Source organism: Rhodospirillaceae bacterium (genome assembly GCA_018660465.1).
In the GTDB taxonomy this organism is placed as follows: domain Bacteria; phylum Pseudomonadota; class Alphaproteobacteria; order Rhodospirillales; family JABJKH01; genus JABJKH01.
Genome location: JABJKH010000023.1, coordinates 1 through 14,050, shown reverse-complemented (window position 1 = coordinate 14,050; position 14,050 = coordinate 1). Strand labels below are relative to the sequence as shown.

Sequence of the window (14,050 nt, the reverse complement as noted above, 5' to 3'; positions counted from 1 at the left end):
CTGCGTGACGTGGACGAAGCCCAGTCTGCCATCGTGCAGGTCGCCAAAGCACTGGCTGATGCCGGTGAAATTGTTATTGCAGTCGGCGGTGAAGACGACGAATTCGTCTACTAGTAGGTATTCACTAACGCATCACCATCACGGAATGCTTGGATTCTTCCAGGACTTTGAAGGCTATGCTTCCCATGAAGAAGCGTTTTAGTCCTGACCGGCTGGTGTCCGACACAACAATCATCGAGTATTTTTTACCCTCATCAACGATTTCATCGACAGGGTTTCCGACACGCACCACAGTGTCTTGCGGTTCGATTCCCATATCGGAGAGAATTTTCTTAGCCTCGGCAACATTCTTTTCCGCGTTGGGACGACCTTCATCATCTTCCGCCACAGATAGGATCGATACTGGAAAACCACAGGTATGGGACATCGCCGCCGCTCGCCGAACCATATCATTGGCCCGTTCAGTTCCGTCTGTACAAATTAAATTACCCAGACTTCCCTCAAGTTCCCGAGTCACAAGAACCGAACACGGCGCATGGACCGCGATTTTTTCAGCTACAGCAGGGTCACGGAACGATGCGAGGGAAAACTTACGCCAGCGCTCAGACGCGCCAAGTATATAGAGGTCGTATTCACCGAGTTCCCACTGGTCGATAATTCCTGTAGCGATATCGCGAGCCACCTTAAGCTTGAGAACGATTTTGCGGCCCTGTTCGTTAGTGTATTCAATTTTGTTATCACCAAGAGACGTGCCATCAACATCCGTATGGGTGCTTTGCTCTGGCCAGTCGGCAGCCATTTCTCCCATTTCAATCAGAAGGTCGCGACCCTTTTTCAAATATTTGATGCCGGGCAGTTCAAGTCCCCACTGGAGCATATTCTCCCGTGCGACGCTTATTTGCAGTCCCCCAGAACGAAGCCCTTGATCGATTGCCCTGACATAGAGCAAGACAATATCTGCATCCAGGCCCCGGCTAAGCTTCGCCGCGTACCGCAAACCCCGGTACGATTCATCTGACCCATCAATACAGACAAGTATTCTAAAACGCTTATTGTCGGTTTCATCGTTCACTTCATCCACCCCACATAGTCGACTTCGGGTTAAATCCCGATTGCAGGCCAGTAGACAGCAGCAGAGGCCAACATAACAAGAGTAGATATGATCACCATCTTCCAGCCAACCGTCAAAAAGTCCGTCGCCTTCAGATACCCCGACGCATAAACAATGGTGCACGCCGGTGTGCCAACAACCGTCAAATAGGCAAATGCCGACGACATGGCCGTGATAAATCCAATCACAACCGGGCTTTCCCCCGCCGCCGTCGCAAGGTTCAGAACAATCGGACCTAAAACGGCAACCGCCGCACCATTAGACATCATGTTGGTGACACCGGTTGTCAAGACAGAGACCGCGCCCCAAAGCCCAATCCCCTCCCCGGCACCAAGCGGCACAAGAAGACCTAAGAAAGCTTCAGCGACCCATAACGCGGCACCGGTTTCTTTCATCTGCAAACCCATGGAGATCGCAGCCGCATAAAGCAGTACAACACCCCAGTTTACGCCGATGTTGATATCTTCCCAGCGGACCAAACCAATGATTAAAAATGCCGTCGCCCCCATAATCGCCACGGTTCCCATGCCGATTTGGTCGGAATAAAAAATCCAGCCGATCAGGACACTGATAAACAGAACGACGGCCATCCAATCCGGCGTCTTCATTGATCCTTCGGCTTCAACTTGACGGCGCAACTTCACCACGGCACGGGATAAATCGCGATATTCGGGCTTAAATGTCCAAAATAGAACGAGCGTCACCAGCGGCAGCTGAATCAGGAACATCGGATACATAAAGACCATCCATCTTACGTAATCGATGAGAAATTTATGGGTTTCTGGGTTTGTCGGGTCGTAAAAGAATTCTTTCCAGTACCCGATCATAATTGCATTTCTGGCACCGCCTGACGGCGTGGCAATTCCGGCGACCGAACATCCATAGGAGATTGAAAGCAATATAACGACGGCAAGGTTGCGCACTTTTTTTGGATCGTCACTGGTCAGAGTGATCAAGGTTATGCCCACCGGCAACATCATCGCGGCAACAGTATGTTCGCCAATGAATGACGCAAGAATTCCTGAAACAGCGGAAATACCAAAACAAACCCGCGATGTTCGGGTACCCGTCATACGCACAATTAGAAAGGCGATCCGTTTGTCGAGTTTCTGTTTAACCACCGCAACTGCGAGCATCAACGATCCCATGATGAAGAGAACCGAATCATTCCACAGACTCTTGGCGACATCAGATGAATCAAGTCCCATCAAGAGGACCTGAGCGATAATGATAAGCAAAGCGACCCCGGGCAGTGGTATGGGTTCGGTTATGAACAAGATGGTCGCCACCACCGACATGGTCAGCATGATCATGCCTTGTTCCGTCAATCCATTCGGCAGAGGGGCATTCAACATCCCCGCACCTATGAGCATGGCAATCAGGAACCACCGCTTTTCCCAAAGATACAGGAACAAGTAGCGCCAACGCACAGTAACAACACGCCGGATTTTCCGGGTGCCCTTGGCGGCTAATCGAAAATCAACATTCAGTTTTGGTGCCCGCAACGGACTGCCTCAGTATTTTAGGGTGAGACTAGATGATGTTTATATACCGGAATACCTAAATATATCTTAGCGCTTTTAATCTCTTACCCGAACATTAAGGTTTTCTTATATACACGAATTACTAAGAAATCAAACAGCCGCCCGTAACGACCCAATAGTTGCAGCGTAATCATCGTCCTTGAAGACAGCACTGCCCGCAACCATCACATTTGCTCCAGCCTTAGCAACAGAAGCAATAGTGTCTGTGTTCACGCCACCGTCTACTTCCAACTCAATTGGATGGTCGCCGATCATGTTTCTGATGCGCTCGATTTTTGGCAGCTGGCTTGAAAGGAAACTTTGCCCACCAAAGCCTGGATTGACCGTCATTACCAAGATCAAATCGACCTTGTCCAACACGTACTGAATAACGCTTTCTGGCGTTGATGGGTTAAGGGAGACTCCCGCCTTCTTACCCAGCGAGCGTATCACCTGAAGTGACCGATCCAAATGCGGCCCGGCTTCTGCGTGCACGGTGATGATGTCACTGCCCGCCTTGGCAAATGCTTCCAAGTAGCTATCGGCAGGCGAGATCATCAAATGCACATCGAATGTTTTCTCGGTGTGCGGACGCAGTGCTGCCACGACATCCGGTCCGATGGTGATGTTCGGCACAAAGTGGCCGTCCATAACGTCGATATGGACGTAATCGCAGCCCGCCGCATCAATTGCTCGTACTTCTTCGCCAAGTCGCGCGAAGTCGGCTGAGAGGATGGAAGGTGAGATTTTGACGGGTGGGGCCATGTTCTTAAGCTGCTTTGCCAGCGCACGCCGCACTGTTTGCCCGCGACCGGGTGAGCAGAACTTCTTGGGCAGCTCCTTCGTTTTCATCCTTACCGACCCATGCTTTAAGAGCTCCCGCCTGCAAGGCCCGGCCATAGGAATAACTTAGCGCCCAAGGCTGGGGGCCATATTTCTGGTTCATGGCATTGAGGTTGATCGTTGCTTCCTCTTCCGTTTGGCCACCAGAAAGGAACATGATCCCCGGCACCGCAGCCGGAACACAACGCCGCAGTGTCTCAACCGTCATCCGCGCAATTGTGTCGGCGTCGGCCTGAGCACTGCAATCACTCCCGGAAATCACCATGTTCGGTTTCAGGATCATGCCTTCAAGCACCACGCCTTGTTGAAATAATTCTTCGAACACTGCGTTCAAAGTGCGCTCCGTTGCGGCTTTGCAGGCATCAATTTCATGGCTGCCATCCATTAGGACTTCGGGCTCGACGATGGGAACCAGTCCACCCTCTTGGCAAATCCGCGCATACCGCGCCAAGCCATGGGCATTCACCCTGATCGCATAGTCCGTGGGCTTATCGTCAGCGATGTTAATCACTGCCCGCCATTTGGCGAAACGCGCCCCCAATCCAACGTATTCAGCAACCCGTTCGGTCAGACCATCCAAGCCTTCTGTTACCGTCTCGCCCTCAGATCCGGCCAAGGGCTTAGCGCCGGTATCGACTTTAATCCCTGGAATGATATTTTGAGATTTCAGCAAATCCGCCAAACGAGTGCCGTCCTTGGCTGATTGGCGTAAGGTTTCGTCGAACAAAATGGTACCGCTAATGAATTGTCCCAATCCCTCAGCCCGGAACAGCATCTCGCGATAATCCCGGCGCTTATCCTCTGTGGATTCTACATTAATGGTATCGAACCGTTTTTTAATGGTTCCCGTGCTTTCATCCGCCGCCAACAATCCTCTGTTGTCCGAGACCATTTCCAGTGCGGTCGCTTTTAATACATCTAAATTCATTGAGGCTCTCCTCCCCTACATTTCAAAAAATACATACCTTAACCGGCTAAACCCGGTCTTTTACTGCTTCGGCCACAGCATCTGCCGTAATGCCAAAATGCTCGAACAGCTGACCCGCAGGTGCCGACGCACCAAACCCGGTCATGCCGATAAATCCGCCCTTGTCGCCAGTGTAGCGTTCCCAGCCCATGCCGACGGCGGCTTCAACAGCAACACGCGTCGTTCCCGGGCCTAAGACTTCAGACTTGTAAGCATCATCTTGTTCATCAAACAGTTCCCAACACGGCATGGAAACCACGGCCGTTGGAATACCGTCTGCCTGTAATTTCTCTCGTGCATCCAAAGCGATGGAGACTTCTGATCCCGTCGCCAGGATTGTCGCCTGACGCGCGCCGCCTTCAGCGTCCGCCAAGACATAAGCACCCTTGGCGCACGGATTGTCCTCAGTGAATTCTGTCCGAACCGCTGGAACACCTTGACGAGTCAGAACCATCCCTGATGGACAGTCCGAACTCTCCAACGCCAAAGCCCAGCATTCTGCAACTTCAGTCGCATCCGCAGGGCGGAACAGCTTGAAATTCGGTGTCGCCCGCAGGGTCGCTAGAGTCTCAACGGCTTGGTGGGTCGGGCCATCTTCGCCAAGACCAATGGAATCGTGGGTTAAGACGTACACAACCCGTTGTCCCATGAGCGCAGATAGCCTAATCGCGCCGCGCATATAGTCAGCAAAAACCAAGAATGTTCCAGAATAAGGAATAAATCCGCCATGCAGCGCAATGCCGTTCATTGCAGCTGCCATACCGTGCTCGCGCACACCGTAATGCAAATAGCGACCTGAGAAGTCACTTGGCGTTACGGCGTCCGTGCTGGCGGTCTTGGTGTTAACAGACCCGGTCAAATCCGCCGATCCACCAATCATTTCAGGAATCGCTGCGGTCAGAGCGGTTAACGCTTCCCCCGACGCTTTACGCGTTGCCCAGGCTGGTTTCTCATCCGCCAGCATACGCTTGTGACCATTCAGGGCCGCGATCCAATCACCAGGCAGTTCACCCGCCATCACACGATTGAACTCAGCACTGTCTCCACCATTAAGGCGGCCTTCCCAAGCTGTACGGTCAGCAGCCCCCCGACTGCCAACGGTGCGCCACGAAGCGGCGACATCATCAGGAATAACAAACGGATCATGCGCCCAGCCGGTCTTTTCCCTCGCAAGCGCGAGTTCATCGTCACCAATCGGTGCGCCATGGGTGCCCGACGTTCCTTCTTTGTTTGGCGCGCCATATCCGATCACAGTTTTGCAGGCGATCATCGACGGCGTACCTGTCGCTTTTGCAGCCGCAATGGCTGTGGCGACCGCGTCTGCATCATGTCCATCGACGGCCTGCACATCCCAGCCGCTAGCTTTAAAACGAGCCTGTTGGTCATCCGCGACCGTCATATCGGTCGGACCATCGATGCAAATGCTGTTGTCATCAAACAAGACAATTAGCTTGGAAAGCTTTAGTTGGCCAGCAAGAGAGATCGCCTCGTGACTAATGCCTTCCATCAAACATCCGTCACCGGCAACAACATATGTATGGTGGTCGACGAGGTCGTCGCCGAAACGCGCATTGGCCATGCGTTCGGCCAAGGCCATGCCAACCGCTGTGGCAATGCCTTGCCCCAGCGGACCCGTCGTCGTTTCAATCCCGCTGGCATGTCCGTATTCAGGGTGGCCCGCCGTAATCGAGCCTAATTGGCGGAAGTCTTTGAGTTGTTGCAGCGTCATGTCGGCATAGCCGGTCAAATGCAGCAATGAATACAGCAGCATCGAGCCGTGCCCCGCCGACAGCACGAATCGATCCCTGTCGGCCCAATTTGGCGCACTGGCATCGAACTTCAGGAATTTTGAGAACAAGACTGTGGCGACATCGGCCATACCCATGGGCATGCCTGGATGGCCGGAATTGGCCTTTTGCACGGCGTCCGCTGACAAAAAACGAATCGCATTTGCCATATCTTTATGGGACGCGGTTCCTGCACCGGCGGTATCTGTCTCAGCATCCATCATGGATTCTTCTTCTCCTTGGGCCACGCATCAAGAACAACGCCGGCAAATTTTAGGACTAACAAAGTAATATCAAAGACTTATGTGAATTCATTAAACTTGGTATCTGAATGAAACCTTCCCCCGAAGCGTTCTGGGCAAGAGATTACGGGACGCGCCAAAACGGTATTCATTTCTACCCTCTCATGAAGCCGCAATCAACAGCCCGCAAGGGCATTTCCATACGATTTACGGGGACAAATTGGGAATAAAGAGATTGCTCTGTGGATAACCAAAACCAATAATTGATTTTAGGTTTATAAATCAATCAGGAGAATGCCAAATGACCGGCTACATTATTGCCCAAATAGAAGTCACTGACCCGGAAAAATTTAAAGAATACCAAGAACTTGCTAAAGGAACTGCCGACCCTTTCGGTGGCGACTTCATTGTTCGTGGTGGTAATATGGAAGTTATGGAGGGCGAAAGCCTGTCCCGAGTGGTTATAATCAAGTTTCCAAGTTTCCAAAATGCCAAGGATTGGTACAACTCTCCTGGATACTCCAAGGCCAAAGAAGTTCGTCAAATCGCCGCTCAGTCAAACTTCATCATCGTTGAAGGCCAATAATATTATAATCTAGATCATGGCAGAATTCTCGCTCGAACGTTTTACGGTCCTCCTGGTTGAAGACAACCGATACGTAGCAAACATTATGGGCGCGCTCCTGCGCGATCTTTCGGTCGGCAATGTTATCCTGGTGCGGGATGGAGTGGAGGCAATCGAATGTCTCAAGGACTCAGCTGACCCGAACGAGCGGTCAATCGATATGATCATCTCTGACATGGTCATGTCGCCAATCGATGGCCAGATTTTATTGAAATGGGTGCGCCAGGGTCGGGAATCTCCTGACCGGTTTTTGCCCTTTATCATGATGTCAGGAGCAGCCGATTCGGAAAATGTTCGCGAAGCCCGCGACCAAGGGGCCAACGAATTCCTCGCCAAACCCTTTTCTGCTGAGTCAGTTGCTCAGCGGGTACTGCAAATTATCAATCAACCCCGCCAATTCGTTGCAACACGAGACTATTTTGGCCCTGACCGCCATCGCCACAGTGAAAATGAGAGCGAATTAGAGACAGAACGTCGTTATGCTGATGAGTCTGACGCCACCATTGTTTATTCATCGGACAAGAAAGTCCGGCCTAAAGACGCCTCAGAAATTTATCTATTTAGGCTGCCCAACAGGTTACGAGAACTCGCAGGTGGCCTGGGCTTTACGGAATCAGGGGAATTGCCGGTTAAATTTTTGGAAGAAGCTGACAACCTCCTAGATCGTAAAGCGCTCGATTTCCATGACTGGGCCTTGGAATATCTGGCAAAAATGTCTGGGCTGTGCACGGATGCCAAGCAAGAAGGCACCACCGAACGCCTAAGTTCATTCAAAGAAATAAATCTATTAGCCCACGAACTTCGGGGCCAAGGCGGTACTTTTGGTTATCCGTTGATTACTCATACGGGGAAAAGTCTATATCACTTTACCTCCCCGCCCTGCCCTGTTGACGACGATGCCCTTGAGATCATCAAGGCACACATCGATACCATGCGCGTGGTGTTCCGAGATAAAATTACCGGCGATGGCGGAGACGTCGGTCGCGCCCTTAAAACATCCCTCGATCAAGCCATCCGGCAGCAGGGAAAATCAGCTGATCAATAATGCGGCGGCGGCACATCATCCTTAACTGGCGAAGATTTCACCTCTTCCTCAAGGGCCAACAGACGATCTTTAAGTCGTTCCACCTTTGCGACCAGCTCATCAACTGTCTCCCACTGCTTAGTCACAATATCACTTAAATCCCTAATCGTTGCCTCCTGATGGGCAATGTGGGATTCCAGGTCGGCTATACGTTCGTCTGCGTCATTCATGGCAATCAGTCATGTCCCACCTGTTTGGCTTAGTCAAGCAACGATAACAATGTCTTTTCGAAGCTTAATTTTGCAAATTTTCCTGTCCATTTAACTACATAAAAAGTAGCTTAATACTACATATTTTGCAGTATCTCATTCGACCACGGCCTCCTATGTTCTGCGGCACCAAGTGATCACCACTTGGAACCAGCAGTCTACAGAGCAAAGGAGAACAAAATGTTGGATCTAAACAAAAAAGCCAACGTGGTTTTAAAAGCGAATGATACCGATGACTATTACGAAAAAAGTCTAAAAAGGCCTGACCGTGCCTTTGAATTCGAATGCCCTACCCCTGCCGAGTGGTCAACAGAGTTGTGATTCAGGGACGAGTGGGGGTGACAGCCGAAGATATTGGCGAAGATATTGGCGGAGAAATTGATAAAAAATTCTCCGCCTATTTTTTGTATTCAATCTCGATAACTCGAACTTCTTCATCGCTTACGTTGGTGGCATTGTGCTTGATTGGCGCGGTATAGGCCGCCGCGCGGTCCATCACGTAGTCAACAAACCGGACCGCGCCATCGTCGCTTTCCAGCTTCAGCCTGCCGCCCGACTTCTGGATCGTCACATAGTCAAATGTATGATGGTGCCAGCCGGTTTCTGTGCCAGGATCGAACCGCCAAGACGTAATTTTGGTTTTGTCATCCTCGAACAAAATCGTGAACTCAGCAGGTTCATAGTCGTGGTCTTGGTTTGTTTCTTTCAGCTGAACTGACATCGCTGCCCCCTCCGTTGCCATGCAATCACTGTAGCCTTTCCCAAACGCCTTGAGTAGAGTTATGAAAATTTTAATTCGCTCAACAGGAAACCTTCCACATGACGACTTCGGCTCTGCGCTTTGGCGTATTTTTAGGTCCCCACCATGCCCTTGATGAAAACCCCACTTTAGCTCTGCAGCGAGACCTAGAACTCATCGAGCACTTGGATCGGCTTGATTTTGATGAGGTTTGGATCGGCGAACACCATTCCGGTGGCTTTGAAATAATCGCCGCCCCAGAAATCTTCCTTGCCGCAGCCGCAGAACGCACCAAGCGCATTCGATTGGGAACCGGCGTTAAAACCGTATCCTTCACCCATCCGATGATTATCGCAGACCAGATGGTGCAATTGGATCACATGACCCGGGGACGCACGATGTTTGGGGCGGGGCCCGGGGCGTTGCCAACTGACGCCTATCAAATGGGCGTAGACCCCGGCGACCAAAGACGCCGCATGACCGAAGCCTTGGATGCCATCGTCCCTCTTTTGGAAGGCGAAACAGTATCGATGGAGACCGATTGGTTCACCCTGAAAGATGCCAAACTTCATCTTGCACCCTATACAAAACCTCGGATGGAGATGGCGGTGACCAGTGTCAGGTCCCCATCGGGGGCTCTGTGTGCGGGCAAATATGGCGCGGGCCTGTTGGTGCTTGGCGGCATTTCAGACAAAGCACTTGAGGCGCAGACTGAGAACTGGCGCATTTGCCAAGAAACAGCCGATGCCAACAACCGCACGGTTGATCGCCGCCAATGGCGCATCACCGTCATGACGCACCTTGCCGACACTAAAGAACAAGCCCTCAAGGATATGGAATATGGCCTGCAAAAGTGGGTGGATTACTCCCATCACGTACTCCCAGCCTCGCCCTTTCCAACCGATGTTGACGATCCGCTATCGTGGGGCATTGAGAACCAATTGCTTTTGATTGGCACCCCTGATGACGCCATTAAGGAGATCGAACGCGTACAAAAACAAACCGGCGGATTTGGAACCTTTTTGTTCTTCGGCAACAACTTCGCCCCCTGGGAAGCGACCAAACACAGTTACGAACTGGCAGCGAGGTACGTCTTCCCACATTTCCAGAACAGCAACACCTCAAGACAAGAAAGTTACGATGTCGCCCGCGCCGGTCACAGTAAATTGCAGGCTGATTTCAAGCAGGCGGTCGATAAGGCCTCTGATGCCTATAAAAAATCAAGGTAACCAAAGATGTTGGGCGAATGAGCATGTCGCATTGACGAAGTCGAAGCCATGTTAATGGGTCTTTATCGGTGAGATTTGATTTTAATCAATCTTTGCATCAAATACTAATAAAGTGAGCACTTCATTGATCTCGCCTTTACGTCGCAACGGCATCTTTACCTGTTGCCACTTTTTGTAGGCTCGACCATCAATATTTAGGTCACCTTTGCCAAAAATGGGCTTCTTGTTGGTCAGGATATCGTGCAGAATTTCAAATAACTCGGTTTTACGTCTTTGATTTGGTAGCTCAGATACCTTTAAACCGGTTCGCTCGAATCCGAAACTTTCAACCAAGTGTGTCCCGTTGAAGATATACGTGAAGTCGTCGTCCTCGAGCCGATGGATCGCAATATATGGCCAAAATTTCATAAATTTCTTTTGTTGTAGCTCATCAAAATCTATGAATTCCCGCCCCTCAAGAGCAGCCATAAACTCCAGGACCACCGGCTCGGTGATCTCCGCCGACGATGTAACACCTTGCTTTAAGAATGCGCCGCCTTCACTTCTTAGCTTCCCTGCCTCTTCATTCGTAAGTTTTTTTTCGACAGGCATCAGAAAAGGTGATCTTTCGCCAGTTAAAGTCAGGCATCAGAATAGTTGATCTCTTACCAGTTAAAGTAATGATTTATAAAATTGAACCAGCTTAACTACTTTCGGTAAGGTTACTGATAATAATTTAGTTTACAATACTCATCTATAGTACCTTACACCTTTTGACAACAAAGACACCACCCTCATCCCGAGGACCCGCTTGGGAGAGGCTGAGCCCAGACAAAACGGCGGCCCCGGAGGGCCGCCGTTCTAATTATTGAAAGATATTCAGTGCAATGTCGCGAGTGCCGCATGGATGCGTTGCCCTTGTTCTTCAGAGATCATGCCGGTCAGCACCTCGCCAAAGTGAGGATGCTGGGCACCAGAATGGATATACTGCCAGCGATAGGATTCAAGGAAGCTGTCAGCAATCGTCTTAACTTCTCTCTCGTTAACATCCCGACCACACACTGCGGCGAAATAATCTGCATCGGCGACGGCCTGGCCTTGAAGAATACCATCGACTGCGGCAACAAGCTCAATGAACTCATCGACCGATCGGTCTCGTTCTTCAACCGTGACCCCGGCGTCATGCCGCTTCCATTCAAGCTCATCAAGGGCGGCGTGCTGGCTCTCTTCTTTCCAATGGAACAAGAACACATCCTTGAACAAATTGGACAGTGCTGGGTCAGCGTCGATGCTTTGTCGGTAATGAAGCTGAGTAAACAGCTCAATATCCAGCGTCAGCGCCAGTACCGCCCAAGTGCTCTTGCTCAGGACCAACTCTGCCACCTCATCAGGGTCAGCATCAAATCGGTACCCTTCAGGCAAAGTTTCCTCCATCATCGCATCGATGCGGCGGAATAGTTCTTGGTGTTTTAGCTCCTCTTCACTGAAACGAACCAATGCTTCGAGCGCCACTTGGTCACCCAGCACGTGGTCTTGCGTGACTTCAAGCACCTTGGCGTTCACAAAGCGCTCGGCGAGACCGAATACGTTAGCGTAGGTCCGACCTTGGATTTGACTGACGAGGCGTTTTTCGCTTTCAGAAAGAGTGACGAAACTCGGCAACAATGTCAGGCCGTCCGGCAGGTACTTCTCAGACCTGTCAAAGTGACGGCCTTGGATCACGTCCTCCTCAATCTCCCAGCGCACGCGTTTGGAATTTTTGATACAACGGGCATATCCGTTAATGTTCTCGCTTCTCGTAATGGCGTTCATAGTCTTTCTCCTGGTTCGTTTCTTACCCCCCGCAACAGCACGGCTGGTCATTGACGACGAACATAGAAAGAAACCCAGAAACGAGATACTTCGTGATGTGTAGTATCGAGCTATTTTTTATGTAGTTCAAAAAGGGCGCGACATAACGCCGTGGTCGAGTATATTTCAGAAAGTAAAATAATTGGAGACACCCATGCTCAGAACGTTAGTCGTCGTCTTAGGTCTGATCCTGGCGAGTGGCGAAAGCCAGGCACAACAAGCCGAATTCAAAATTTCCGGACATGGCTCAAGACCCTGTTCCGAAATTCTTAAATCCTTCGATAACAAAGGCGGCGTAAATTTTAGAAAACTGCAATATATTAGCTGGGTTCATGGCTTCATAACCTCATACAGTTATCAGAAAAACAGCCCCATCGATACCGATTGGAACCACGCCATGCCGTTTATCGGGCTCTACTGTAACAAACATAAAAACGAAACGTTGCTAGATGCCAGCACCCAACTCCTGAACCATCTGCTGAAATCGAAAAATAAATAATTCAGCCTGGGGGTGAGAGTAAAGTGTTGCGTCGATCAATTGAGACCACCGCCATAAGCAGACATTGTTCCTCTCGCAAGACCATTCGTTGTAATCTGACTGTAACCAAGATTAATGGCCGCCTTGTCGCAAGTTGGTATACGCTCTTGCTAACGTAACCTAAGTTGGGAGATGACGATGGCGGGTGATGAAGTTGGCGATTATTTGCCGGGTGATCCTCGGTATGGAAAGAATGCCGAGGAACTGAAGGATTTTTATCGCAAGAAACCAGCGCAGTGGGCGATCTATTGTTGGGATAAAGAGGGGGCGAGCGAAGACCGGGATAGAGCATTAGCGGACCAAAAGAATTATATCCAAGAAATTGGCGAGCGGGTCATTGGCTATGGCCATTTCGTTTCCGATGATGGCCTTGAGACCTTGGGCACATCGTTTTTTATCCAACTTGATGATCGCGCCGCCGCCGAGGAGTTCATTGCCAACGAACCAATGAACAAGGCTGGCGTATACGAACGCGTCGATTTTAATCGCTGGTCGAACAGCTTTCAAAAACGTCAAGCCGACTATGCGCGGAAAGGGCTGCAGCAATTTTTATGCACCGGCTCGAAAATCAGCGACTCGGCCAAGTTTTTTGCTACCCATCTCAACGATCACGAAAAATACTTCGACGGTTATGGTGATCGTTTCATTTTTCGCGGACCAATCCGTTCCGCTGATGGCACGGTTAATATTGGCACCGCGTTAATGCTGGAACTGACAGACCGCGCGGCGGCCGATGACTTCTGGAATAACGAGCCTTTTGCCGCCAATGGCGGCTACCAGGACGATTGGCGCGTTCGCCGTTGGGTATTCGGTGATTAACCAAGCACGGAGGAATTTTTGGTGGCGTATGAAATTGTTTAGATCAGCGGCAGTCCCTATGCCTGGACCGTCCTGCTGGCTATGGAGGTCAAGGGGCTGGCCTACCAATCCCGCCAATTGGACCGTAGCAAGGATGAGCACAAGGCGGCGGACTTCCTAGCGATTAATCCGCGCGGCCTGGTGCCAGTCTTGAAGAGCGAGCAGAATGGTCAGGATGTTGTGGTGAGCGAAGCCATCGCCATCCTCGCCTCCACCCCATTGGCGCGACTAGAGAATCAGCCAAATATAGGTACGACAGTCACAGTCCGTTTCCCCAGTGATCGGATTATTCATTAGGAGAAAGCCAATTAACGAAGATACGCCATTAATGTCCTGTGTGGATGGCTCCCTGTTTGCAAGGATTTTGTTCTGTTTCGGCGTGGTCGTTAGGTACAGTCTTGTGTCCGGCCTGTTTGCGCGGTGTCTATTACCGCTGGCCTTGATGGTTTCCGCGAATAAGGTCCT

The 14,050-nt window shown here is 50.7% G+C and carries 17 protein-coding genes; 8 read left to right on the top strand and 9 right to left on the bottom strand.

All coding sequences use genetic code 11. From position 1 onward, the window contains the following. Nucleotides 1–114: flagellar motor switch protein FliG (locus tag HOM51_04570; GenBank protein MBT5033773.1), on the top strand; the 114-nt coding region annotated here is incomplete at its 5' end. 10 nt (nucleotides 115–124) lie between these two features. On the opposite strand, the gene HOM51_04565 is transcribed toward HOM51_04570, so the two are convergent. The 5 genes from HOM51_04565 to tkt form a co-directional block, all read right to left on the bottom strand. Continuing rightward, a complete protein-coding gene (locus HOM51_04565; protein ID MBT5033772.1) occupies nucleotides 125–1,072 on the bottom strand; it encodes a universal stress protein in 948 nt (315 codons plus the stop codon). Between the two features lie 29 nt (nucleotides 1,073–1,101). After that, entirely contained in the window at nucleotides 1,102–2,484 is a 1,383-nt protein-coding gene (locus HOM51_04560) for a DASS family sodium-coupled anion symporter (GenBank protein ID MBT5033771.1), read from the bottom strand. A gap of 261 nt (nucleotides 2,485–2,745) precedes the next feature. Then, a complete protein-coding gene (locus HOM51_04555; protein ID MBT5033770.1) occupies nucleotides 2,746–3,399 on the bottom strand; it encodes a ribulose-phosphate 3-epimerase in 654 nt (217 codons plus the stop codon). Between the two features lie 4 nt (nucleotides 3,400–3,403). Further along, on the bottom strand, nucleotides 3,404–4,405 hold the full coding sequence (locus tag HOM51_04550) for a fructose-bisphosphate aldolase class I (GenBank protein MBT5033769.1): 1,002 nt from the start codon (nucleotides 4,403–4,405) through the stop codon (nucleotides 3,404–3,406). A gap of 46 nt (nucleotides 4,406–4,451) precedes the next feature. Next, complete coding sequence (tkt, locus tag HOM51_04545; GenBank protein MBT5033768.1) at nucleotides 4,452–6,452, bottom strand: transketolase; 2,001 nt, start codon at nucleotides 6,450–6,452, stop codon at nucleotides 4,452–4,454. Nucleotides 6,453–6,774: 322 nt separating this feature from the next. Here tkt and HOM51_04540 point away from each other — a divergent pair, with 322 nt between their 5' ends. Continuing rightward, the gene (locus HOM51_04540; GenBank protein MBT5033767.1) at nucleotides 6,775–7,059 is read left to right on the top strand and encodes a DUF1330 domain-containing protein; all 285 of its coding nucleotides are present in this window, start codon (nucleotides 6,775–6,777) and stop codon (nucleotides 7,057–7,059) included. A 16-nt stretch (nucleotides 7,060–7,075) separates the two neighbouring features. Continuing rightward, nucleotides 7,076–8,143, top strand: coding sequence for a response regulator (locus HOM51_04535; protein MBT5033766.1), 1,068 nt, complete (start codon nucleotides 7,076–7,078; stop codon nucleotides 8,141–8,143). Here the strand turns inward: HOM51_04535 and HOM51_04530 are convergent. Then, nucleotides 8,137–8,352, bottom strand: a complete 216-nt coding sequence (locus HOM51_04530; protein ID MBT5033765.1) for a SlyX family protein — start codon at nucleotides 8,350–8,352, stop codon at nucleotides 8,137–8,139. The genes HOM51_04535 and HOM51_04530 overlap by 7 nt on opposite strands. A 219-nt stretch (nucleotides 8,353–8,571) precedes the next feature. Between HOM51_04530 and HOM51_04525 the strand changes: the two genes are divergently transcribed. Beyond that, the gene (locus HOM51_04525; GenBank protein ID MBT5033764.1) at nucleotides 8,572–8,712 is read left to right on the top strand and encodes a hypothetical protein; all 141 of its coding nucleotides are present in this window, start codon (nucleotides 8,572–8,574) and stop codon (nucleotides 8,710–8,712) included. 76 nt (nucleotides 8,713–8,788) lie between these two features. On the opposite strand, the gene HOM51_04520 is transcribed toward HOM51_04525, so the two are convergent. Next, nucleotides 8,789–9,112 (bottom strand): cupin, encoded by a 324-nt coding sequence (locus tag HOM51_04520; GenBank protein ID MBT5033763.1) that lies wholly within the window; start codon nucleotides 9,110–9,112, stop codon nucleotides 8,789–8,791. Between the two features lie 98 nt (nucleotides 9,113–9,210). Between HOM51_04520 and HOM51_04515 the strand changes: the two genes are divergently transcribed. Next, on the top strand, nucleotides 9,211–10,359 hold the full coding sequence (locus HOM51_04515) for an LLM class flavin-dependent oxidoreductase (protein ID MBT5033762.1): 1,149 nt from the start codon (nucleotides 9,211–9,213) through the stop codon (nucleotides 10,357–10,359). An 81-nt stretch (nucleotides 10,360–10,440) separates the two neighbouring features. Here HOM51_04515 and HOM51_04510 read toward each other — a convergent pair whose 3' ends face one another. Together HOM51_04510 and HOM51_04505 are read right to left on the bottom strand one after the other, a co-directional pair. Next, on the bottom strand, nucleotides 10,441–10,950 hold the full coding sequence (locus HOM51_04510; protein MBT5033761.1) for a hypothetical protein: 510 nt from the start codon (nucleotides 10,948–10,950) through the stop codon (nucleotides 10,441–10,443). A 267-nt stretch (nucleotides 10,951–11,217) separates the two neighbouring features. After that, a complete protein-coding gene (locus HOM51_04505; protein MBT5033760.1) occupies nucleotides 11,218–12,150 on the bottom strand; it encodes a hypothetical protein in 933 nt (310 codons plus the stop codon). Nucleotides 12,151–12,343: 193 nt separating this feature from the next. Here HOM51_04505 and HOM51_04500 point away from each other — a divergent pair, with 193 nt between their 5' ends. The 3 genes from HOM51_04500 (at nucleotide 12,344) to HOM51_04490 (ending at nucleotide 13,882) form a co-directional block, all read left to right on the top strand. After that, on the top strand, nucleotides 12,344–12,688 hold the full coding sequence (locus tag HOM51_04500; GenBank protein MBT5033759.1) for a hypothetical protein: 345 nt from the start codon (nucleotides 12,344–12,346) through the stop codon (nucleotides 12,686–12,688). Nucleotides 12,689–12,865: 177 nt separating this feature from the next. Then, complete coding sequence (locus HOM51_04495; protein MBT5033758.1) at nucleotides 12,866–13,546, top strand: hypothetical protein; 681 nt, start codon at nucleotides 12,866–12,868, stop codon at nucleotides 13,544–13,546. 81 nt (nucleotides 13,547–13,627) lie between these two features. Next, nucleotides 13,628–13,882, top strand: a complete 255-nt coding sequence (locus HOM51_04490; GenBank protein MBT5033757.1) for a hypothetical protein — start codon at nucleotides 13,628–13,630, stop codon at nucleotides 13,880–13,882. The last annotated feature ends 168 nt before the right edge of the window (nucleotides 13,883–14,050 follow it).

Bases quoted from the DNA above. Each gene is read 5' to 3' on its own strand.
- HOM51_04530 (MBT5033765.1), bottom strand. From the start codon at position 8,352: ATGAATGACGCAGACGAACGTATAGCCGACCTGGAATCCCACATTGCC.
- HOM51_04525 (MBT5033764.1), top strand. From the start codon at position 8,572: ATGTTGGATCTAAACAAAAAAGCCAACGTGGTTTTAAAAGCGAATGAT.
- HOM51_04540 (MBT5033767.1), top strand. From the start codon at position 6,775: ATGACCGGCTACATTATTGCCCAAATAGAAGTCACTGACCCGGAAAAA.
- HOM51_04490 (MBT5033757.1), top strand. From the start codon at position 13,628: ATGGAGGTCAAGGGGCTGGCCTACCAATCCCGCCAATTGGACCGTAGC.
- HOM51_04495 (MBT5033758.1), top strand. From the start codon at position 12,866: ATGGCGGGTGATGAAGTTGGCGATTATTTGCCGGGTGATCCTCGGTAT.
- HOM51_04515 (MBT5033762.1), top strand. From the start codon at position 9,211: ATGACGACTTCGGCTCTGCGCTTTGGCGTATTTTTAGGTCCCCACCAT.
- HOM51_04560 (MBT5033771.1), bottom strand. From the start codon at position 2,484: ATGCTCATAGGTGCGGGGATGTTGAATGCCCCTCTGCCGAATGGATTG.
- tkt (MBT5033768.1), bottom strand. From the start codon at position 6,452: ATGGATGCTGAGACAGATACCGCCGGTGCAGGAACCGCGTCCCATAAA.
- HOM51_04520 (MBT5033763.1), bottom strand. From the start codon at position 9,112: ATGTCAGTTCAGCTGAAAGAAACAAACCAAGACCACGACTATGAACCT.
- HOM51_04535 (MBT5033766.1), top strand. From the start codon at position 7,076: ATGGCAGAATTCTCGCTCGAACGTTTTACGGTCCTCCTGGTTGAAGAC.
- HOM51_04505 (MBT5033760.1), bottom strand. From the start codon at position 12,150: ATGAACGCCATTACGAGAAGCGAGAACATTAACGGATATGCCCGTTGT.
- HOM51_04550 (MBT5033769.1), bottom strand. From the start codon at position 4,405: ATGAATTTAGATGTATTAAAAGCGACCGCACTGGAAATGGTCTCGGAC.
- HOM51_04555 (MBT5033770.1), bottom strand. From the start codon at position 3,399: ATGGCCCCACCCGTCAAAATCTCACCTTCCATCCTCTCAGCCGACTTC.
- HOM51_04510 (MBT5033761.1), bottom strand. From the start codon at position 10,950: ATGCCTGTCGAAAAAAAACTTACGAATGAAGAGGCAGGGAAGCTAAGA.
- HOM51_04500 (MBT5033759.1), top strand. From the start codon at position 12,344: ATGCTCAGAACGTTAGTCGTCGTCTTAGGTCTGATCCTGGCGAGTGGC.